Origin of the sequence: Mesorhizobium sp. M0571, from assembly GCF_040320985.1 — a bacterium.
In the GTDB taxonomy this organism is placed as follows: domain Bacteria; phylum Pseudomonadota; class Alphaproteobacteria; order Rhizobiales; family Rhizobiaceae; genus Mesorhizobium.
In genome coordinates, this window is the sequence record NZ_JAMYQT010000001.1 from 215,456 (window position 1) to 237,446 (window position 21,991).

Below are 21,991 nucleotides of genomic sequence, written 5' to 3' on the forward strand. Positions count from 1 at the left end.
GCAGTGTTTCAAAAGGCCCCACGTCAAATCACCTCATACTTTTTTAGGAAATGCGGATAGGCACCGGAAACATATGCAGGGCTCTCGCGGATCATTCGGCGAGCGACGAGCAGGGAGGGCGCATCGATCGCCGTGCGCCCATTCGCGCATGCCGCGATAAGCGCAGGCACAAGCAGCCCTTCGAATGACTGCAAGTCGAAGCGCGGGTGCAGTTCCTCCGGGAGTGTTACCTTTGAAGCCACGAGATTTTCTGCAATCACGGCGCTGCCTTGCGTGCGCCGTGCAGTTCCATCGGCGTCCAGAAGCCGTTGATCGCGAATATAGTCTTGGGCTAGATCTCGGACACTCCGCGAGGCAGCCTGGGTTTGGATGATTCCAAGGCTCTGAAATATCGACGAGAGGGCGGGTTCCAGATCGCAAACCGTGGATATCAACCCAATCATCCGCTCTCCGCACAGTTTCCCCCGCAGATCTTCCGCTAGAGCCGAAATTGCATTTTCGTATGCGCGGTACTCCGTCGTTAGCGCCGCCTTCCATGAATTCTTTGGAAATTGCAGCCAGAGGAATGGAAGCTGATCCTGGAGACTCCACACCAAGTTTCGCGCTACGTCATCGCGGCAGGCAAGCAATAGCCGGATCAGGGCGACAGGAGATTTCGGCAACAGCCGAAGAACATCGAATGCGGATGCGGGCAAACCATTCAGATGTGTGATCAGTTCGGTCAGCCAGTTGATGTCTCCGGTTGCCGACGTGCTCCCTGCAATATCTTCCAGCGCCAATAGGATCGCGGTCTGGCGTTCCGCATGCGCGGATTTTGCCATTGCAGTCAGCAATATGCTTGAGGACGGCATCGCCTCGCTCTTTCCAATGACAATCGGCTTCGAAACGACCTCCGTTCCGTCACGCAGATAGACAAGGCACGGACCAACGCATCTCTCCGGGAGCGTCCACGTGTTGTCGCCAGCCGGGTCAAGCGCGTGATCGTGTCTTGGGGAGAGGATCATGCGAGCGACGGGGCGGGTCGTGTCGTTCAATCCAAACGCGCTGAAGCGGATCTGCCCATCAACATATGCCGGGGGCGGATAGCGGTAGCGGCCGATCCGGAAAGGCATCTGCTGGCCTAGAAAGACCATTTCCGCCATGGCATCGTGCTCTGTCGCTCCAGCCAGAATTTCGTCGATCCCATTGCGCAAAGCGCCGAGGGGATATTCCTCATCGACCTGCACAGTCAGGCCGGACGAGCGAGACCCTTTGAGCGTGACGTCAAGAGCTGTGCGGGAGGGCGATACCGCCACGGCCCCGCGGAGCATGCCGATGTCGATCGACTGACCTGCAGCCAGAACAGTGCCATCGGAAAGGACGATTGCGGCATCGCGACCGGCAATCTTTAGCCAGACTGAGAATCCGTGTCCCTCTGGCGGGATGAGAACCGCTCGTATCCGGTAGGCTGGTCGGCTCCGAAACCGCATCTTCATCTGATTGGCAGATGTTACAGGTTGCTCGAAGAGATCTTGCGGGAACTGGATTGTCCAGTCGTCTAGGCCCCTTACCGATATCTCGCACGCCTGCGCGGAAGTCATGCGCCCCGATATGCCCGCAAGCGGAGTTATCATAGCGACTTGGCGCTTTTCGAGCTGAATGCTCGCTTCCGGATCCCTCCATGAGACGTCAATTCGACCGACTGCCTTGATAGGTCGCACATATTCCGTCCACTTGTCCCCCGGTCGCCGCCAGAATATCTCTCCCTTCCGTGGCTGCCTCAGACCCCCGTTCTCGACGATCGAGGGCGCAAGCGGACCTTCTATCAGGTCACAATCCGGATCCGCGCTTTCGAATTGCCCAGACGGCTTGCCGCCGAGATCAAGTTCCGCATCACGTTCGTCAGAGTTGGGTTCAACGCGATATCGCGCAGCGCCGCTCTCGCCACTTTCAAAATAAGTGGCGCCTGAAATCGTGGCGAGACACCGGTGCAAATGGGGAAGGAGTTCGATGTCTGGAATTGTGTCCGGATCGGCGGGCCGAACGGCCCATCCTTCCGGATATAAAACATACAGTCTGTGGGCACTGCTCCGGTGTGATCCCCTGCCAGCAAGACTCAGCGCCTCCGCGCTGCCGGCCTCCGTTGGGACACTCCGCAACACCAATATCTCGGAGTTGACGGCCTCGCCTCGTGGCCAGACGATAGGGCAGTTGACTCCATTCGTCGTCAGGTTTGCCAATATCGGCATCGAGAACGGGATATCCGGAATTATTTTGTCGAGCCGAACGAGCGGCCGTACACGCCAGCGCTTTTGTGTGCCAGAGGGGGGTTCGAACAAGGCGAACTCGCCGGAGACCTTATTGGCCAGCGCGCCCGATGCGACCGCACGCAATCGGCCAAGTCCGGTCGGCGCATGTGGTATTCGAGCTGCCGGCATGTCTCCGTCGGCCCGGATCTGGATTGCGGGTTGCCACATACCGTCAACCTTCACGAGGAATCGGGTGGCTTCTATTCCAGAGGTGGGGAGCCCAGCGGCGGGCTCATTCATTAGTCCGGAAAGGATTTCGCTCGCGATCCCGGTTTCGCCTGCTGGAATGTATAGTGGCAGGTCCTCTCGCCATTCGGGATGCTTCAAGTCGAGCAACTGGGCATGGGGGAGATTGGCCTGGGCCTCGCTTTCGGCCTTTCTCCGCCAAAACAGTATCCGTTCGACCAATTCGGCGCACAGCGCGACAAACTCGTTGTGGCGGTAGCTTTTGCGCATTTGCCCCTTTTCTTCATGGGCAATGCTCTCGATTTCACTGATCTCGGGTTGCCGTAGGCCCAGTGCTCCTCGGAGAATCGATCGCAAGTATTCCTTCAGCCATCCGCGCGACGACTCATCCAAAAGCCGGACCGGAAATCCGCCCTCAAGTGCGAGCGTCAGCAGATACTCATGCGTTGAGCCGTTCATGCGTAGGTCGCGCCGCCAATGGATGAGCCCGCGACTCGTCAGATCGGCCTTTTTATTTTGAGCCAGTGTATCGAAAATGTCGGACGCAAGGTCGTTCCAACGCAGGAAGGTGGAACTGCTTTCCCGGCGAAACCATTCTGCACAGTAGATGACAAAAAGCGCACCGGATCGATCGTCTGGCCTGTTCAGCCTTCCGTCGCGGCCAAGCTTGACGAGCGTTGATTTGGCCTTGGCGTATTCCTCATCCGACATGCGGTACCGATAAAGCGGCCTTCCGTCGGCATATGTTAGTCCCCGCGCTGACAGGAACTCGCGGATCCAGTCACGCACAGGACCGCTTCCTGTGGCTACGATTGCCGGACGCTGCTGACGATTGTCGAGATGGCGCAACTGGCGCAGCGCCTGCTGGACCTCGATGTGCAGATCGCTGGCCGCATCCGAGTTGCGCGATTTGAGTACCTCGTTCAGCTTCCGCAACTCTTCTGAACTCTCACGGTGCATTACGAAATGCTGTGCGAGCCCTAAATCCGAAAGCTTGGACAGATCGAAGGGTGTTGAAGATTCAGAAGTAGACCACGCGATTTGAGGGGCTGCGGACGCCTCAGCTTCAGACGCGTCGAGCGAAGTCCCTACTGGTTCATCAATTTCACCAGCGAGTTCATCCGGACTATCGGTACTTTCGATTAAGGGGGAAAGCTCATCTTCTTCAGGGGGTTCAAAATCCGCCGCGTCGGAGATCTCTGTTGCAGGCGCGTCAAATGAGGAGCCTGTGTCATATGCGGCGGACTGGATGTCGACGCCGCCTTCATCAAGTTCCGAAACTGAGGTTGCAAGGGTGGGGGATTCCGGCTCCACCGGCGACAGGGGATCGAGAGGGCGCAAGGCACCTGTCGACGCGTGATCGGCGAGGGCAGCCTCTTCGGAGGCAGTAGGACTGACCGCTAGCTGTTCGTTGTCAGCGTCACTTTCCTGATCCGCCCAACTCGTAGTAAGGCGGGGAGACGTTTCACTTTCGTCCGTCGGTTCGGCAACAATGACATCCAAGTTGGCCGAGTGTCCCGAAGGTCCAATCGATTCTTCTACGTTTGACGGCGAAAGTCCATTGTCTTCCAGAAGATCCCGGGATTCGCTCCGGTCGAAATGCTCATGGCGTGCGCCAGTCAGCTCGGCTGGAATACTTTCGCCAGCGCTTGTCAGTACCACCTGCTCTGAGGTTTCTGGCGGCACATCCTCGGGATCGTCAACCTTGGCAGGACTGGCGACCTCCGTGTCCTTGGGGACCGGGAGCGCTTCATCTGTGGGCGTAGGGAGTTCGTCCTCAATGAAAGCACCGTCTATAGCCTCGGCGAGGTTGGGTGCCTTCCTTTTCAATTCTCCTGCGGAGACAAGCTCATCAACCCCGAGGTCGTCGATCGCTTTCTTGAGGCGCTGGAGTTCGAGCCACTCGGGCAGTCGGTGCATTTCGGCTGCCATTCGCTCGAATCGAAACGCGACATTGTCGAGCCGGGCGGCTGAAAACTCCGGCGCTCCGAAGAACGCGAGCGGGTCAAGGCTATACGCCTTCGCAAGAATGCTCAGCTCGCGTTCAATCCTGGCACTCTGCTCTTTGAAGTAAGAAATCGACTTCGCGACAATTTCGCGTTTCGCGCTCAAGGCAATCAGCTTGAGCGGATTTGGCAGCAAGCGCGTGCTATCCAGGGATGCGACCCAATCGCAGGCTGCCGCTACCTGTTCAAAATCCGTGGCTTCTCCACGGTAGTGCTGGCCAAGCGTCCGCTTCAGAAGCGTTTCCTGTTGCGAGAGGACGGATTTCGCGGCCTGGATTGCAGCCAATCGCTCTACGAGACCAATTCGGTCGAGAGCGGACGCAGGCAGCCGACCATTCAGATGAGAAGCAAGTTCCTTGCTCGCGTGGCGGTAGGCTGGACCAATGCGCCGAATCAATGAGGATCGCCCTGCCTCCAGAGGCACGCGAAGGTGCACGATCCCAGCCACGTGTGCCGATCGCTGAAAAATCGCCTGGCTCTGGTTGTACAGAACTCGCCAGACTATTCCTGCGGCGGCGGCGGCGGCGATTTCCCGGTGCTTTCGGCTGTTGACGATACATACGAGCAGGTCATGATCAAGGTCGGCACCACTTGCGGCAAGCCGCAATATTGGTTCCAAGCGGGCGATCGATGCGAGGGTCGGCGCGGTTGCGATTTTAAGAAACGATCCCACCTTCTCGTAGTTGGCGAGAAGCGCGCCAATGCGCGTTACAAGATTCCGCTGACGTGTCTCTAGACCGTCCCTTTCAACAACATCGACGCTGGATGCGTACACGCCATTGAACGGGTGGTCGTCAGGCGCTCCCCAATTCTGCAGCGCCAGCGCATACCGCTCGAGTGCGTCGGCTATTTCCGTTGCTCGTGTCGCTGTCACGTCTGCAAATCATCCAGAAACTCCGAGCCCGGCATGATGCCGGACACGAACAGCATGTCTCGCGCCCGCGTCGCGGCCACATAGAGAAGTTGTCGCTCCGTCGCGATGACTTCGTCGAGTTCGAACTCGTCGGCGACGTCCGCGACCCGGGCCGCGAGCGGCAAAACGCCCTCGTCACAGGCGACGACCAACACAGCCCGGAACTCCAGCCCCTTGGCCAAGTGCATGGTCCCGACCAGCGCCGCTGCGTCTTCGCCAGGTTTTCCGGAAGAGATCGTCCGGTACGGCAACGCTGTAGCCTCGGCGATGGCACGAGCGCGCGGAAGCTCGGCGGCCGAACGGACGAAAATAGCGATCTGGTCTGCCGGTATGCCGTCGTTGAACGCCTCGCGGATGAAGGCGACAGCCGCCTTCCGTTCTGCATCTTGATCATTGGCGATGACGACCGTCGGCTCCAGCCCTTCGAAGACGGACACAGTGCCTCGGCGGTCTTCTTCGAGCCCATCGATATCGCGGATCGTCTTCGGGATAAGCCGATCAGCCATCGCTCGGATCTGCTGCGATGTGCGGTAGTTGACCTTCAATGTGGATGAGCGGCCGCGCACGTCGATCCCCAGTCCTTTCCAGGAAAACGGCTGCTGGAAGATCCGCTGGCCGATGTCGCCGGCAAAGAAGAGCGCGTCAGGCTTGTCGGGTGCGATAGCCGCGAGGAAGCGTAGTTCCGGCACGCCGAGATCCTGTGCTTCGTCGACGACAATGTGGGTGAAGGGTTGTTCGGTTCTCGCGGAATAGGTCTCGGTCACGGCGGCGAACAGCGAAGCGGGCGTGAATAGCGCCTGCTGCCCGAGGGCATCGTGGACGTGCAAGAAGACCTGCCACAGCACCTCGCGTTGCCTCTGACCCAGGCGGTTCTTGCGACCCATGCGCGGCACCTCGGCGTAGGCATCGGCGCTGCCGATCCGCCAGGCGTCGATCACGTTCTCCCATTCGGATATCAAGAACCGCGGGGAGAATTCTCGCACGCCCGCATCGTCCGCCGCGTTCTCGATCATCCCGCGTACCGTATCGCGCTTTGCAATATGCGCCTTGCGCCCCGTAGAGAGCGCAAACAGTTCTTCTGCGATCCTGCGGAAGGAGGCGACAGTGACCCGGTTCTCAATTTCGGCGCGACCGCCGGAGAGCACCGCTAGCTTACGCTGGAGTGCGGCTGCCAGCGGATCGGAGAAGGTGGTCAAGAGCACGCGAGCATCTGGATCGAGGCGAAGAATCCGCATTACCCGGTGAAGCGCGACGACCGTCTTGCCCGTGCCGGCCGATCCGGCGACGCGCGCTGGGCCGGAATAGTCGCGCTCGACGACGCCGCGCTGGAGAGGGTGCAGGAAAACAGCCCACTTTTCGAACGGCGCGTCGAGGGCGGCCTGCAGTTCCTCGAGCCCTTCGAGAACACGGAACCGGCGCATCGTGTCCGGATGCGCCATCGGGTCTTCGACGGGCGCCGCCGCAGCCTTCAGGATTCCAGTCGCGGCGTATTCGAGCAGTGCCTCGGCCGCCTCTTGCGGCAGATGGGCAGCAAGCGTGAAGAAGGAATCTTCGGTCGCCTCGGCGACGTCGGAAAGCCAGTCTGCGGGAACGCCGACAGAGAGCAGGTCGCCCTGCGCCAGTTTCGCAAAGATCGGTGCGGCGGATACAAGAGGTTTCTCCTCAATGGAGACGACATCGAAGGGCAGGTCTGCCTGTTTGAACGCAGTCGTCGCGGGCGGCGCGATCTCCTCGACCAGTTCCCGCACCTCGACGATCTGCACCGCACCAGTCGTCGGGTGTGTCTCGATGCGCCGCCGTTCCGCCCAGGAATAGGCGTCGTCGTGATGGCCGACATAGGCGAGCATTAGGCTTCTGCCCGCCTTGTGCACGATGATGCGGATGTCGCGGGAAACCCGGACCGACCAGAAATTTGGATCCTTGGACTTGTCGATACGGTGAAACTGCAGCCCAGGCTGATCGGGATTCGCCTGCAGATCGAATGCCGTCAGCTTCGCCTGCTTCTGCTCGTCATTGGCGAGTTTTGCGAGAGCGGCGGTGAAGCTGTCGGCGAGGATAGTGGGCATGGACTAACGTCTCTGATGGGTGATGACGAGCGTGCGGGATCCTTCCGCGCGTATGCGAACATTGTCGCCGAGCTTTGCGCCTATCCTCTTGAGAAATTCGCGGACGGCGCCACGACACCGAAGCGTCATCTTGTCTCCTGCAACATCCGTTTCGACCGAACTTCCCGGCTCGAATCGAACGATGAAAAGCCGGCCAAGTTCGTTCCTATTCGTTCCACCGACCCCTCCGGGCGGAATCACATGGCGGATCGAATTGAGACTAAGGTTTCCGTTTCGGATCGCACCGTCGGTCAAAGGGATCCCATGACCATCGCCCAACTGCGCCGAAACAGGGTCGAGTGTAGGCTCGGATAAGCTGTTGCCGTGAAGTCGGTGCGAGTCTCTTCTTGATCGGTCAGCCGATCCATTGGTCGGCAGTGTTCTCGCCAGGGGCGGGGTGGCTATTCCTCTGACATCCTTAGAAAGCTGAATTCTGGCCTGCTTGACGGCTTCTTGGGCGAGGAGTCCTAGTTGACCCCGCTCGTGTTTTTCGCCGCTCAGCCAGTTCGGGAGCAGGTTCCCCTGGGATGCGAAATGTTCAGTGTGAACGACCACAATCTGATTGTCCGTATATGCAATGTCATTGAGCTGCTTCCAGGGACCCGGTCGTATATGTTCGAAAAGCGCTCTGCATGAACGCACGTAGTTCAGCTTGGAGCCGAGTCCTAACATAACTACGAGGTGGGTTCGGGATGGCAGGTGCGCAAGAAAAGTGCTGCCGCAGTTCTGCGCAATCTCCGAACCAAAGCTGGTGGCGACAAAACGGTCCAGCATACCACCGCCGGTTCCTTTCCAAATCCGTTCCTGTTCATCCCAACGCTCAACAGTGCAGCGGATCAGGGAACCGAAATGGATCCTCCCATTTCGATCGCCAATTAAGGAGTCGACAAGATGAGCCTCCGGGTGTTCCAGCAGGCCTATGTGATGGAGTATCTTTGCGACCGCTGAACGACCACCCTTGTAGGCGATAGCATCATGCGGCAGCGCTGTGAGAGCTCCTGATTGCGTGGGACCTTTGGAGAAACCCAGGACAACGACTTCAGGCTCGGTGCCACCCCAGGCGAGGGGATTGTTCGTGATCCGCCAGCCGTTCTCCTCGGTCCGCGTGCGGTCGAAGCCATAGCTCTGAGGGTGATGGCAGAGAGCACACTGGATCCTGCCGTGGTCAGGCAACTGATATGAATGGGTCATTCCACTGGACTGCCCCAATGGGCCTTCAAAGCGGCGAGACGCCGCTGTATTTCGTCCATTGTGAGGATGGGGACTGACTGCAGGCTCTCGCTGGCCCTTCCCTTCTCTCTGGCCTTTTGCTCGTTGAGGCGAACCGAAGATCGATCCGTCTTACGCTGATAGTGCATCTTCAACAGGAACCAGCCGAGTCGCGGGGTCCAAGCCGAGCCGCGTGCGGTGCCGATGCTTTCCTTGTTGAGCAGCCGGACGACATCAGACGGCTTCTTGAAACCGGATTTGGCATAGACTTGGATCTTCGGTCCTAGCCGATCCAACATTGCTTCCAGTTCCCTATCATTCACGCCCAGATGGAGCCTGTCAGCATCTCGCAGAACCGGATCGATATTCTGATAATCGGACGTTGTGTCGCGTGGGCCGCAGTCCCGCTTTGCTGCGCCGCGCTGCATCGATCTGACTTTGCTTTTCACCCCCAAAATTTCTCCTCCCCGCTCAACTTAGGTTTTCTGAGCAATTTCTTTTTCACTCATCTTTCGGATCAATCGCCATTTCACCAGCATGTAGGCTGGCAGCCGCTCCTCCTGCTTCTGACTACCATCGGCAGGCCTAGCGATGGCGGCGGAGACGCTAGGGGTAAGGATAGTGGGCATCAAGTCTTCGCTGATCTATTGCGGCCAGGCTTCACAAGCATCCACGGATAAACAATCTCCCGAGGCATCTGCCCGTGGAACCGATAGCCCTTGTTGAGTATGTGCCAAGCATTGCCGCCGTAGACGCCCATCCCAGGGAGGGTGAACATTTTGCGGTCATTTTCAAGATATGGCCAAAGGGTCCAGATTAGGATGTGCTCTACTTCCTCAGAAGCCTCGTTTACCCTCTCTATTTTGTTCCGTCCCTGAATGAAATCAAAGAAGGAAAAGCTAATGCTTGCGCGGCCTTGCCGATTTACGATGTCATGCGCTGTTGGATGGTTCAAAAATCTCTTTGAAGGATCTTTCGTAAGACCCACATAGACTATGCGCTTCTTTTGCCGATATCTGCCATCATCATGCATTATAACGTAAACGCAAGCATCACTACGGTCAGTTGGTGTTTTCTTGCCCTTCTCCCAATCCACTGGGAGTGACCAATCGAGTTGCACGGTCTTGAAGAGTGCGTTCCCAGCCGAGTTCTGCAAATCCGACACGTCCGCGCCAAAATCTGCAGCATTCAGTCCTATTGGCTTCGCCAAATACCCCTCCGTCCGCGTTGTGTAGCCTAACGTCTCCTCACACCCCAAAAACCTTCAGCACTTCGTCGCCGAAGTGGTTGATCACTTTGACAGCGATTCTTCCTGTGCTCGGCCTCGGGAACGGGCGTGAGGTGTCGGAATAGAGCGTCTCCCAGGCTTCCTCGTCGATCTCGGCCTTCAGTGCCGTCTTCAGCGATTTGTAGGGATCGTTGGCGCCGAGGAAGTACGCGTGGCGGACGAAGAAGCTCTCTTCGTTGTAGTCGGTGTCGATGAACCAGGCGGCGATGCCCTTCACGTCGTCGGAGCGGATTTCGCCCGTCGAGGGATCGAAGATGTCGATGCCGTTGACCTTCACCTGCAATTCGCCCTGCGCCGTCTCGATCAGGTCGACATCCGGCTCGCCGAATACGACGAAGAGATTGCCCTTGCCCGTGTTCTTCAAATCCTCGGCCATGTGCAGGTCGGGATTCATGCGCGCCTTCAGGACGGCCAGCGGACCGAGCCTGTTCAAGTCACTTGCCTGGGCTTCGAAGTTGAAGGCGCAGGCGATCAGCGCGTCGAAGCGGGCATCGGAAGCCTCGCGGGCTGCGGCCGTGATCTGGCTACGCGTCAGCGTGCCGAATTCCGGACCGATCAGGATTCCCGCGCGTTTTTCCCGGCCGTCCCCGTCATTGTAGCGGCCTTCCGCGGCAAGGAAATTGCCCGGCCAGGGTTCGACCGAATTGAAATGGATCGTGTCGCGCTTCTCCTGTTGATGCACCCCGGCGCTGCGCAGATGGTCGAGCACCATCCGGCCGAAGTCGATCTCCGGTACATTTTTCGGATCGGGCTGCATGCCGCCTTCTCCGGCGCGGATTTCGCTGGCCAGCGTGTCGTCGCGCGCGGTGACAACGCGGTGCGGCGACAGGCTCTCGACCGTGAACGGTCCGGCGACGCGCACCTTCGACTTGTCCTCATGGGGGCGGTCGTAAAGCATCTCGACATCGGCCGCCCTGGCGATCGAGGCGTCGATCTCTTTTTGCCGCGCAATGCGGCCTTCCCACCAGCCTTTGTGCAGTTCGCGCACTCGGGTGCTGACCAGCCCGGCCTTTACGGCGCCCTCCTTGGGCTCTAGCCACCGGTCGAGATCGCGCGGGATCTCCCATTCCTCGAATGGGGTCTGCAGCTTCTCGTTCAGTTCCCGGCGCAGCGGTTCCAGCACTGCCTGCCACCGTTCCCAGATCACGTCGATCTCGGCATTGGTCACGATGGACTTCAACGTGATGTGCGGCGCACGCTCGTAGACGAATCCTTGGCGGATATCCCTGGAGGTCGGCGTTTGCGGCTGGAGCTTCCCCGAAACCTTCTGCTCCTGCACACGACCTTCGTCGCTGTCGGCGAGTAGGTAGTACGGATAGCGCGTGGACATCAGCCGCGTGCGGGCGAGTGCCAGCGCGACGCGCGAAGTGTCGATGGTGATCCAGCGCCGGCCCCATTGCTCGGCGACGGTGGCTGTTGTGCCAGAGCCGCAAGTCGGGTCGAGCACAAGGTCGCCGGGATCGGTGGTCATCAGGATGCACCGCTGGATTGCGGTGGTCGCTGTTTGAACCACGTAAATCTTAGGATCCGATCGACTCTGAATCCCGCCGATATCATCCCAATAATTGGCCAATTCGTATGCGGAGAAGTCATCTAGAAACCGTACGTACGCGAGCGAATTACCCGTCAATTCCACGCGTGATGCTCGAAGGAGGCGTTCCATTCCTTTCTGGTTTGTTTTCCATCGCACCCGGTCATTTGGTCGGATCGTTCGCCCGTCGATGTCGACGGGAAACCAGGAGGCTGCGCCTTCCCCTTTCTCTCTGCCCACGCTTTGCGATGTGAGATTGTCCTGACGATAAACGCGGGCATCCGCAGGAAGCTCAATCTCCTCCTCTTTTTCAAGTGCCGAAAGTGGCCTAACCGAGAGATCGCCGAGCCGAACACGCGAATACTTCTCTGCACCGTCGCCTCCTAGTTGTTTGATCTTCAGAGGCCGGCGGTATTTTAAGTGTGCCTTTCGCTTCCCGAACCACAACACGTAGTCCATTGCGCCCGACAGGTAGACGGACGTCGCAGATGCCGTCTTCGAGAAGGCAATCTGGCTGACAAAATTCTCCTCTCCGAACACCTCATCCATCACTGCTCGCACCACATGCACGTTCTCGTCGCCGATCTGCACGAAGATCGAGCCGCTTTCGGACAGCAGCTCACGCGCTACCATCAGCCTGTCGCGCAGATAGGTGAGGTAGGAGTGGATGCCGTCCTTCCAGGTGTCGCGGAAGGCCTTCACCTGTTCCGGCTCGCGGGAAACGTCAGCTGCCTTGCCGTCCTTGACGTCGCGCGACAGCGTCGAGACCTGCCAGTTGGAATTGAATTTGATGCCGTAGGGCGGGTCAAAATAGATGCACTGCACCTTTCCGCGCATCGCCTCGCGCTCGGCGAGGCTGGCCATCACCTGCAGCGAGTCGCCCAGGATGAAGCGGTTCGTCCAATGCTGTGGATGTTGGTAGAACTCGGCCCGGGCTTCCGGGTCGGTGATGCCATTGAAATCGGAAAAGAAGCTCGGTTCGTCGGTCTTTTCTTCACGAGCTTTGTCGGATCTGCGCCTGAGATCGTCAATCAGGTGCCTCGGGTGAATCGCTTCCTGACGATAGATCGGCGGCGCATTGATGACGAGGTCGGACCAATCCTGCGTATCCTTGCCGCGCCAGACAAGCTGAGCGTCGCCGATCTCGATCTCGCCGGTTTCGGCGAGCTTACGCATCTGGTCCTTCGTGATCCTGATCTTCGCGCCGTTCCAGACGATCTGCGGGTCGAGATCGCCGTCGCGTTGCCTGGTTTCGCCGTTGGCTAGAGGCCGCGCGCGCGGCAACGAAATGGAATGGTCCACACTGCCCAGGATCTCTTCCTGCTGCTCGAACAGCGAGGCCATTTCGGCGGTCGGATTGTTGATCCGCCGAGCCTGGTCGTGGGTCAGCGCGTCGATATTCTTCTGCGTCGGCGTCTTGGCCATAGGGCAGTCCAATCAAAGATCGTCAGAGAAATTTCTTTGTGAGGAAGTGATAGACGGCAACGATCTCATCGTCGCGCTCACGCTCGATCCCCTTGATGGTGAAGTCGGAGACCTTCCCGACAACTTTTCCCAACCCGGCGCTGGAACCATCCCTAACAACACCGGCTTTCACATTCCCGATCGCTGATCCCAGCCCAACGGAGGAACCGGTTCGAATGACCCCATCCTTGACGTTGCCAAGGGCGGATCCCAAACCGGGCGAGGAGCCATTTCGAATAATTCCGTTCTTGAGGTTTCCCAGGGCATTGCCCAGTCCGATAGAGGACCCGTCACGGATCACGCCGCCCTTGTAGTTTGCCATACTTCCCCCCCTTGCTTGTCAACGTTTTTAGACGACCAGTTCGACCAACGCGCGTTCGAAACGCGATGCCTCCGTGGTGAGCCAGTCGGTCATGGCTGGCCAGTTGTCAGTCGAGAAGCCGTTGACCTGCCATTCCGACATGAACGGAAACTCCGCTGAACTGACGGTCGGATCGAGCTTCAGGATCTCGCAAAGGCGAGAGGCAAGCGGCCGCAATCGCTCTACGACATCAGTGGCGCCGAGCTTCTCGTTGCGGCCGAGGAAAACGCCGCAGCGTTCATCGTCTGGCGCGACATACATAGTGATAACGAAGCTGAAAGAAGGTAGCGCGCGCTGCCAGTAGAATTTCGACTTTGCAGCCCGCCTGACCCGTTCCTCAGGGTGCCGTTCCTCCAGCACCTTCCAGAAAGAATCGTCGTCGAATTCGGCGGCGGCGCGGGGGCTGATGTCGAAAATGGCGTTCATGCTGGGGTCATTTCACTTGGAGAAGGAGCGGCCGTATCGGCCAGGAAGGCATAGCGTTTGCTGAGATAGTTCGCCCAGGAATCGTCCGCGGGCACATTGGCTATCAGCGGGCTGAATAGCTTTTCGGTAGAGCGGCTAAAAAAGTCTTCGGGGTCGGCCAGCAAGGCGCGGTAGACCGTGAAGGCATTGTCGCCGAGCGCTCGCAGCGCGGGCGGGGTGACGCGAGCGAGCCGCCGATTGCCGGCCGGCGCGATATGCAGTACGCGGACGCGTTCCGTGCCGTCTTCCTTCGTTGCCTGCATACGCGACGCCAGCATTTGCTGACGAGTGAGCTGGTAGAACGGTTCCCAGAACAGGTCGGGAAGTTTCAGGTCGGCATTGCTGCGCATCGGGCCGAACGGCGCGAAGGCAATGTTCTGGTAGCGGCGAAGGCGTTCCGGTTCGCGCTTCGGTTCGGGTGGAGCGCCGTAGGATTCAGTGTACTTCCACTCGATCAGCAAGGTCTCGGCACGACCTGCCTGCCGGAAGCGTAAAATGGCATCGGCGCTTGTGACATTGGCGCCGCGTTTTGGCGATCCGGTTCGAGGCCATTCGTTGAGGTAATCCTTGCGGCCAATCCATTCAAAGCCGACGAACCAGGGTTCACCGTCCGGCCCTTTCTCGACCTCCAGCATTTCCGGCAGGTCGCCACCAAGCGCGCTCTGGACGAGACGCGCCAACATCTCCGGACGCGTCGCGAGAGGCATCAGGAAATTCAGGCAGCAAACCTGTGACGAGAGGCCATGAGCGGCATGTTGATGCCAGGCGATGGCGTTGTCGGAGAAATAGCGGGCGGCGATGTTGCGGATTCCGGGATTGAGGTTCGAAAGGCGGTTCTCAGGAGCAAGGCGATAGGCACTGCCCCCGAACCCTCCTTCGCCGGGAAGATACGCTTCGAAGAAAGCCGATTGACGTGCGCGTTCCTGTGCCACGAAATGGGGCTCGCGTGGGTCGGTCATGCTTCGGTCCCACCCAGAGTTTCGCGCAGGGCCTTTTCATAGCGCTGCGAGGTGTCCCACAGGAAATCGGCCGCGGCGTCCCAATTGCCTTCGTCGTTCATGTCGAGATCAAGCCTGATCGAGAAGAACCTGTCGCTCTCGCCTGGGCTTTTCAGAGGAGCGCCAAGTGCTGGAAGCAGTTCGTCCTGCCAGTGTGTCAGGCGCTCGCGCAGCTTCGACGCTTTCCCGCCTTCCATCGTCCGGACGAAGACGCGGACAAAGTCGATGCCGGTGGTGATGCTAATCGCCAGACCCAGTTCCGGCATGGTGTGCCAGCGCGCGCCGACAGGCTGCGCCTTGCCATGCAGCATCTCGCCCTTGTGACGGCCGAACATATGCAGCCAGAAGCGCTTGATCACATCTGTCTTGAGGTCATTGTAGATCATCGCCCGTTCACTCCGCCGCGATGGTCATTTCGGCTTCGACTCCGTCGTCGTCGCGCTCGTCGTCGACACCTTCCTCGGGTACATCGCCCTTGTAGGCTTCCTTACCCATGGCCTTCTCGATTAAGCCGAGGAGGCGCTTCTGGCGATCGGCCATGAATCCCTTGAAGTCGTCGGCGCGTAAGAGCGACGGCTCGATCAGATGAGAGGCAAGATAGGCGTCTAGTTTCGTCGGCTCGATCCGAGGGTTCGTTTCGCTGCCGGCCTCGAGACGCGTCAGGTATTGCGACGGCGCGACCCCACCGATGATCCGGTTGGTCTTGTACGAAAGAGGCGTCTTGTTGATGATCGAGTCGAATTCGTCAGGCTTGATCAACTGCCGGCGGCACCAATCCTGCGGAAAGATGTGGTGGATATCGACGTTCTCGCCAAAGAAGACAGTGTGGTCGAATTCCTGGCCGGAGCGAAAATCCTGAGCCCTTTCTTTCATCAGCAAGGCGTTGACCCCCTTATACGCCGCCGACAGGCGCATGCGCATTGTCTTCAGGCGATCCGAACGGAACATGGTCTCGCTGATAGTCGAGGGAGCATCGCCGCCTTTCAGCCAGGCCGGGACTTCCATGAAATCCCGAGCGATGCGGGTGTCCACGGCCGAGCCGTACAGCTCGCCGAACACGCCACTCCAGTACCACTGAGCCAGCTTTGCCCGATTGGCCTCGTGTTCCCACGCGTCCCCGATATCGGCGAGGATTGCAGCGAGCGGAACGATCTGCGACTGATAGGGCAGGTCGAAGATCCGGTAGATATGGAGCATGTGCAGGAATTTTGCCGCTTGCAGAAAACCGCGCTCCACCTGCTTCTCGTATCTTTGGTAGGACTCGAGTGGCAAGCTCAGCAGCGCCTGTCTATTGCCGGTGACGGGCGGCAATTCCTTGCCATGCTTCCCCGCAGCCTCAGCGGCACGTCGGCGGTCGCGCGTGTGGAACAGCGAGATTGCCTGCAGGAAATCCGTGTTGGCGACGTTGGCGATGATGCCGGTTTCGTGACCCGCTGGGTGCAAGGTTTCGGCGAACAGCCGATGTCGCCCCTTTGTGCCATCGCCGCCAAACCAATCCTTGCGAAGCTCGTGGCCGCTTGCGGCATACATGGCCGTCACGAGTTCGAAAGCGTCGAGCGGCTTCCCACCAGTGTTCACCTTTTCGAAGACCACGCAGACGGCTTCTTTCGAGGTGTTCTTCCCCAGCGCGATAACCGGAACCTGATAGCTGGCGAAATTGGCGACGATCTCGTCGTGAAAGCGGTTGATGATCGGCCATTTCTCCTGAAAGTTGCCCTTGGCGTTGCTGTGTCCGATAAACTGCATCTGCCACTCGTTCCAGTGGAACACCATGGCAACTGGATACATCAGGTTGTCGAACTCGGCCTGCCGGGACGAAAGGTCAAGAACCACTTCCTTGCCGAAGTTCTCGCGAATGATTTTGTCTTCCGGCACGCCGATAATGGCGTCCTCGCGGTCGACCGCTGGATCAAGAGCCTTCAGAATGTCGATGTAGAACCAACGCCGGACTTTTTTCTTTTTCGGCGTCACGGTCTCCACGACCGAATTGCGAATTGTGACCTGATAAAGCGACGTCATCCGTTGCTGCCCGTCCAATAGCAGGGATGAGGGCTGAGCATTCTTGGCCTGATCGGGCGCTCCCTCGACAGGACGTGGCTTGAAATCAACCTCTCCGCCCGTCTCAAGCGTCATCAAGGCGCCGACTGGAAATGCCCGCGACACGGAGGCGATCAAGCTCTTTATGCGGTCTTCGTCCCAGACCCGGCTTCGCTGAAAATCGGGGAGCTGAAGCGCCCCACTGTGACAGCTCTGGAGGAGGTTATGGAGATTATAAGGATTGGTCTGGAATGCGGCCCCCGCCATGATTTACGCGATCTCCCTTAATTGATTCCGATTTGTGCTGGAGGCGATGAGGCTATCCATCAGCTTTCCGTATTCTTCCTGGATCGCGAACGCATCGCGGAATTCTGCGAAAGCCCATCGCCCAAAATTCTTCAGATTGTTCACGCCCGGCACCCAGAGATTTTCCATCGTCTGTGCCTTGAGCCGCGCATCCAGACCGCGAAACCCCTTGATTTCAACGACGAGGTTGAGCGGGTCGTCCGAGCCGCGCCCGTCATCGATCTGGATGATGAAGTCCGGTAGGTAGCGGCGCGTGACCGAGCCGTTGAGATAGGGAATTTCGAAGCCCAGCGCCTGGTTCTTGACGTAGGAGAGGGTTGAAGGGTGACCCTCGACGACGCGCGCTAACTCCGCCTCCCAGTCGCTGTCGCAAACGACGTAGTTGATGTGGCTCTTCAAGGGTGACGTCGTCCACAGATTCGTCTTGGCGGTGTTGAAGGCGACGTGATTGGTCGAGCCATACGGATTGTATGGGTCGAGCATCGCCTTGACGATCGGCGCGCCGTCGGCGCTCGCTTCGCGTACGATGCCCGCATAGATGAGGCTTGCGGCTTTTTCGGCGATCTCGGCATAGGTGAGCATGCCAATCTTGGTGCCGCCGGAAGTCTTCAGATGGTTTTGAATCCAGCGCCGGGTGATCGGCTGGACGAGATTGAACAGATGGTAGGGCGGGTCCTGGTCGCTGTCGCGAAAGTACCGTTCCACCAGCCGCTTGGTCAGATGCATCCCCACTTCGCTCGGCCGCATGTCATCAAGCGCATCCGGCGAGATGTCGTGGCCTTCGCCAACGAGTCCTTCAAGGCGGGTCTCGCAGGGGCCGACCAACTCCGGCGTCAACGTCAACGTGGAGTCTGGTGTAAACGTTGCAGAGATGCGATCCGGCGGCAGCTCGGTTCGGTAACCCGCGACGCGGGGAAAGCGGATGCCGAGGCGCTCGCGCTCCCGAACTGCGGCGACGCGCGTAACGGGCTTGGGCGGGTTCTTGGTGACCTTCTGCGGTTCCGTGGCGAAGTCGAAGGGAATGCCCAGGATGTCGGCATATTCGGTATCGAACAGTCGGTTTCCACCGGGGTCGGTATTGTCGCCGAGGTCGTAGGATTGGCGCCTTAGGCCGCGGCCGATCACCTGCTCACAGAGAAGCTGGGTTCCGAAGGCGCGGACGCCGAGAATGTGCGTGACGGTATTGGCGTCCCAGCCTTCGGTCAGCATGGAGACGGAAACGACACAGCGAATCTGCTCGCCTAGGCGACCTTTCTGGCCGACCGTGTTCATCACCTCTCGCAGAAGCTCGCTGTCGGAGATGTTTTCGGCCGCCGCTCCTTCGCGCTCCTGTTTCTCGCGGCGGAATTGCTCGATCTCGCCCGCAGCCATTTCGCGGAAACCAGGGTCCAGCGCCTCGCCGGACTCGATCTGTTGGGAATCGATCAGCAGCGTGTTCATGCGAGGCAGCGGCTCGCCGGTGTTCTTGTCGTAATTGCCGAACAACTCGAGATGCCCATGATGGATGGTCTGCATCTGGCCCTCGCGCTCGCGTTGCCATCCGGAGACCCATTCATAGACCAGCTTCGAACTGGCCGTGTTGTTACAGACGACGATAAAGACCGGCGGCACTGGAATGGGCACGCGCTGCCATTCGTCATATTCAGTCTTGTAGTGGCTATAGAGGGAGATCAGCGCGGTCTGGAGCTGGGCGGGGATCGAAAGCGGGTTGAGTTCGCCGGACTTGCCCGCTCCCTTTTTCGGCATGGCTTTGCCGATGTGGTCCCACAAATTGCGATAGACTGGCGACTCGGCGTTGACTGCGTTGTCCGAGACCGGCACGCGCGGCAGTTTGACGATGCCGCATTCGATCGCGTCGACGAGGCTGAAGTCCGACACCACCCACGGAAACAATGTGCCCTCCTCGTAGCCCGAGCCGCGCAGGAAGAAGGGCGTGGCGGAAAGATCATAGACTGCGCGCAGACCGACCTTGCGCTTCAGCGCCTCCAGTCCGGAAATCCAAAGTCGCGCGGCCTCGTTGTTCTTCTTTGCCTCTTCCTTGTCCTCGCCCTTCGCCTCCGACTCCTCGTCCGTGCCCGGCCGCTCGCGGTAGCAATGGTGCGCCTCGTCGTTGATGACGACGATGTTCTTTAGGTGAAGGAGCTCGCCGCAAGCGCGGGCGAGCATTTCGCCTTCACTTTCCTGCTTCTCGATCGGCTGGCCTATGCGCCCCTGCATGAGCCGTTCGCCGACAGGATTGAGGTCGTGCGCCTTGCGGCGCTGAAAGGCATGATAGTTGGTGATGACGATCTTGGCCTTGCCGAGGTCGGTCATCAGCTCGGCCGGAACCAGCTCGCGCGTGCGGTAGTAATTGTCCGTGTCTGAAGGATTCAGCACCCGCAGCCGATCCTTGATGGTGATGCCTGGCGCGACGAGTAGGAACCCTCGCGAGAAGAGCGACGAGTTCGGTTGCCGCGCTGCGTTGATCGACTGCCAGGCGATCAGCATGGCCATGACAGTCGTCTTGCCGGCGCCCGTCGCAAGCTTCAGGGCAAGGCGAAAGAGTTCCGGGTTTGCATCGCGATTGGCCTCCTGCAGGTGGCGAAAGATGTGCGCGTACTGCTTTCGCCCACGCGCCACCTCGGCCAGCCAGATCGCCGTCTCGACCGCCTCGATCTGACAGAAGAACGGCTGCTGGTTGGAGAATTCGTGATGCCGCCAATGCTGCAGCAGACGCTGGGTCACCGGCGTCACGCCCCAATCATTGGGATTCGGCAGTGCGCGCCAGGATTCGATGTGGCCTCGGATCTCGTTGATGATCGGAGTGGGGTTGTAGCCGCTTTCGCTGGTTTCCTCGGCATCAAAGCCGAGCGAGGTCTGGCCGCGCGCCGAACCCGACTTCGAGCGCCGCGCCTTCGGCACCGGCGTCACATATTTCGACCGTCTCCGCCCTTCGATCGGCGGATGTTCCAGCGGCTGACCGTCGTCCCCCAGCGCGTGATGCCGCGTGGGCGGCAAATACGGAGAATTAAGGATCGGCTCCGCGTAAAATGGTTTTGTCATGGCCGCCCCCCCAAGAGCGAATCTTGCGTATCTTTTACGGTATGGAATTCGTTTATCAACCTTGAGGCTGCTGTTCTTTCGAAATGTCGCCTTCCAAATTATTTGGTTCACGCCAGAAGCGGTCTTCGGACTTTCAGTTGAGTCACAGCTAGCCATGGCAGTGCAGAAACACCCCCGTGCCGCGATGCTGCATTGCCGAGAGCGCTGCAGTGGTCAATCACCCCAATACCTTGGGGGTGGTGGATCACCGTCGGGATCGTGAAGATCATCTGGTTCCGGGAAAAGGTTCTGTTCTCGCAAGTTTGATGTCAGGGTGTCTAACCGGCTTTGAGCTTCCAAATGTGCCAGCCGCTGTTCCGCCCATCCGATCATGCGAAGGTATTCGAGACTGGCTTGCGGCAAAAAATTGGAAGCATTGGCAATCGTCACCCGAAGGTCAGCGGCCTCTCTTTGACAATCGGCCAGTTGTCGCAGGAAAATCAGTCTATTCGCCTCCCGCTCTTGCCGTTTTTTGTGCAGCTCTCGTCTGTGCGCCATATGCTTGCGGCGGCGGTCTTCCGCTTCCCGTTCCTCCCGACGGGCTTTCTCGTACGCCAGATGGAACAGCACACCGTCCGCCATTGCTTCAAGCATCGATTCTAACGTCTGATGCTTGCCGTCACCCCAACGCTTTCGGGCACCGTCAGCCCAGTTCTGAATTTCGAGGGTCAGTTTTCCTGAATAGACATAGTCGTACTCAGGCCAGAAGCTTTCGGGATACAACCATTGGCCCCGGCGTTGGGCTATCTCACGCCGCCTTTCGTGATCCTCGTGTTTCTTGAGTTCAGCTGGTGTAGGGATATGCTTCTCGCGGTTGCGGCTTTCGCTGATTTCAAACCGCACGCTATCGGGATCGATGGCGGCTTTGATTCCGGTTTCGATGCAACCACTGGTGATATTTCTCTTCTCGAGAGCAACGACGAGATGATGAAGGACCGCTATCACCCGAATCCGTGAGTTTTGGTGGACTCGAACACCCGGAACGGAGACCTCGCCGTATTGGTCGCATTTTGCAGATTTCACCGCCGCCGCAAGACTTGATATGGAGTCATGGGGGCGCCTTACGGGTTCGAAAACTATCGGCTCCTTGGAAGATAGAGCATCCGAATGTTTCTCCCGCACGGGCCTCGCTTCCCGTTCAGCCTTCGATTTTTTGACAGTCGTGTTGGCCGCCTCAATTGCAAAGGCGACGTAAGGATTCACGGCCGGTTTGAAGGCCCCTATATGCACTGTCTCCAGAGTGGGATTCTCAATTTTCCAAAGCGGCGTTTTCGTCGCAGGTTGGCCTGCCTCCACCTTCGCCCAATAGCCACGACCGGGCACGGGTATTTGGTAGCGTGCGCAAGTCTTGGCTAATCCTCGATCAGAAATATCGAACTGCTCAGCGAGTGTCGCAATCGGAGTTGACCAAACGAGGTCATACAATTCTTCTCGGCTGAAGGTACGCTTCATTGCTCAGTCTACGATGAATGATCAAGTGAACCAAATCAGTCGCCGCTCGCGATGAGTCAAGCCGATGACAGATGACACGGTGCTTGTTTTTGAAAGTGGAATTGGGTTTCACACTCACTTTGCGCGGTTCTGACCACCGGTGGATCTACCAATTGCGCCAGAGGCGGACATCAAGGCATGCGATCGGGAATGACCAGATGCTGCCTGAAAGCGGCCTGCTAGCGGCCGCGGCAGCAAGATCGTCGCCAGGTCGGGCGGTCTTCACCTTCGCCGCCCGTGATGGGCCAAGGCCGATCCGCGA

13 protein-coding genes are annotated in these 21,991 nt (G+C 58.8%); all 13 read right to left on the reverse strand.

The window, feature by feature from the left end; translation table 11 throughout:
• Positions 1-23 precede the first annotated feature (23 nt).
• Complete coding sequence (locus NKI85_RS01025; protein WP_352775308.1) at positions 24-5,354, reverse strand: STY4851/ECs_5259 family protein; 5,331 nt, start codon at positions 5,352-5,354, stop codon at positions 24-26.
• Positions 5,351-7,459, reverse strand: coding sequence for a 3'-5' exonuclease (locus NKI85_RS01030; protein WP_352775311.1), 2,109 nt, complete (start codon positions 7,457-7,459; stop codon positions 5,351-5,353). The genes NKI85_RS01025 and NKI85_RS01030 overlap by 4 nt, the downstream gene beginning before the upstream one ends.
• Before the next feature lie 3 nt (positions 7,460-7,462).
• The gene (locus NKI85_RS01035) at positions 7,463-8,689 is read right to left on the reverse strand and encodes a hypothetical protein (RefSeq protein WP_352775314.1); all 1,227 of its coding nucleotides are present in this window, start codon (positions 8,687-8,689) and stop codon (positions 7,463-7,465) included.
• The gene (locus NKI85_RS01040) at positions 8,686-9,156 is read right to left on the reverse strand and encodes a hypothetical protein (protein ID WP_352775317.1); all 471 of its coding nucleotides are present in this window, start codon (positions 9,154-9,156) and stop codon (positions 8,686-8,688) included. The genes NKI85_RS01035 and NKI85_RS01040 overlap by 4 nt, the downstream gene beginning before the upstream one ends.
• Positions 9,157-9,335: 179 nt before the next feature.
• Positions 9,336-9,917, reverse strand: a complete 582-nt coding sequence (locus NKI85_RS01045; RefSeq protein WP_352775320.1) for a GIY-YIG nuclease family protein — start codon at positions 9,915-9,917, stop codon at positions 9,336-9,338.
• 37 nt (positions 9,918-9,954) lie between these two features.
• Positions 9,955-12,951, reverse strand: coding sequence for a site-specific DNA-methyltransferase (locus NKI85_RS01050; protein WP_352775323.1), 2,997 nt, complete (start codon positions 12,949-12,951; stop codon positions 9,955-9,957).
• A 22-nt stretch (positions 12,952-12,973) separates the two neighbouring features.
• Entirely contained in the window at positions 12,974-13,312 is a 339-nt protein-coding gene (locus tag NKI85_RS01055) for a hypothetical protein (RefSeq protein ID WP_352775326.1), read from the reverse strand.
• Between the two features lie 27 nt (positions 13,313-13,339).
• The gene (locus tag NKI85_RS01060; RefSeq protein ID WP_352775329.1) at positions 13,340-13,777 is read right to left on the reverse strand and encodes a hypothetical protein; all 438 of its coding nucleotides are present in this window, start codon (positions 13,775-13,777) and stop codon (positions 13,340-13,342) included.
• The gene (locus tag NKI85_RS01065; RefSeq protein ID WP_352775332.1) at positions 13,774-14,775 is read right to left on the reverse strand and encodes a PGN_0703 family putative restriction endonuclease; all 1,002 of its coding nucleotides are present in this window, start codon (positions 14,773-14,775) and stop codon (positions 13,774-13,776) included. Before NKI85_RS01065 ends, NKI85_RS01060 begins: the two co-directional genes overlap by 4 nt.
• Positions 14,772-15,200, reverse strand: coding sequence for a hypothetical protein (locus NKI85_RS01070; RefSeq protein ID WP_352775335.1), 429 nt, complete (start codon positions 15,198-15,200; stop codon positions 14,772-14,774). The genes NKI85_RS01065 and NKI85_RS01070 overlap by 4 nt, the downstream gene beginning before the upstream one ends.
• Before the next feature lie 7 nt (positions 15,201-15,207).
• Positions 15,208-17,118, reverse strand: coding sequence for a GmrSD restriction endonuclease domain-containing protein (locus NKI85_RS01075; protein WP_352775337.1), 1,911 nt, complete (start codon positions 17,116-17,118; stop codon positions 15,208-15,210).
• A 3-nt stretch (positions 17,119-17,121) separates the two neighbouring features.
• Positions 17,122-20,199: a BPTD_3080 family restriction endonuclease gene (locus NKI85_RS01080; protein ID WP_352775340.1), complete on the reverse strand. Its 3,078-nt coding sequence runs from the start codon at positions 20,197-20,199 to the stop codon at positions 17,122-17,124.
• Between the two features lie 213 nt (positions 20,200-20,412).
• The gene (locus NKI85_RS01085) at positions 20,413-21,690 is read right to left on the reverse strand and encodes a hypothetical protein (protein ID WP_352775342.1); all 1,278 of its coding nucleotides are present in this window, start codon (positions 21,688-21,690) and stop codon (positions 20,413-20,415) included.
• Positions 21,691-21,991 lie beyond the last annotated feature (301 nt).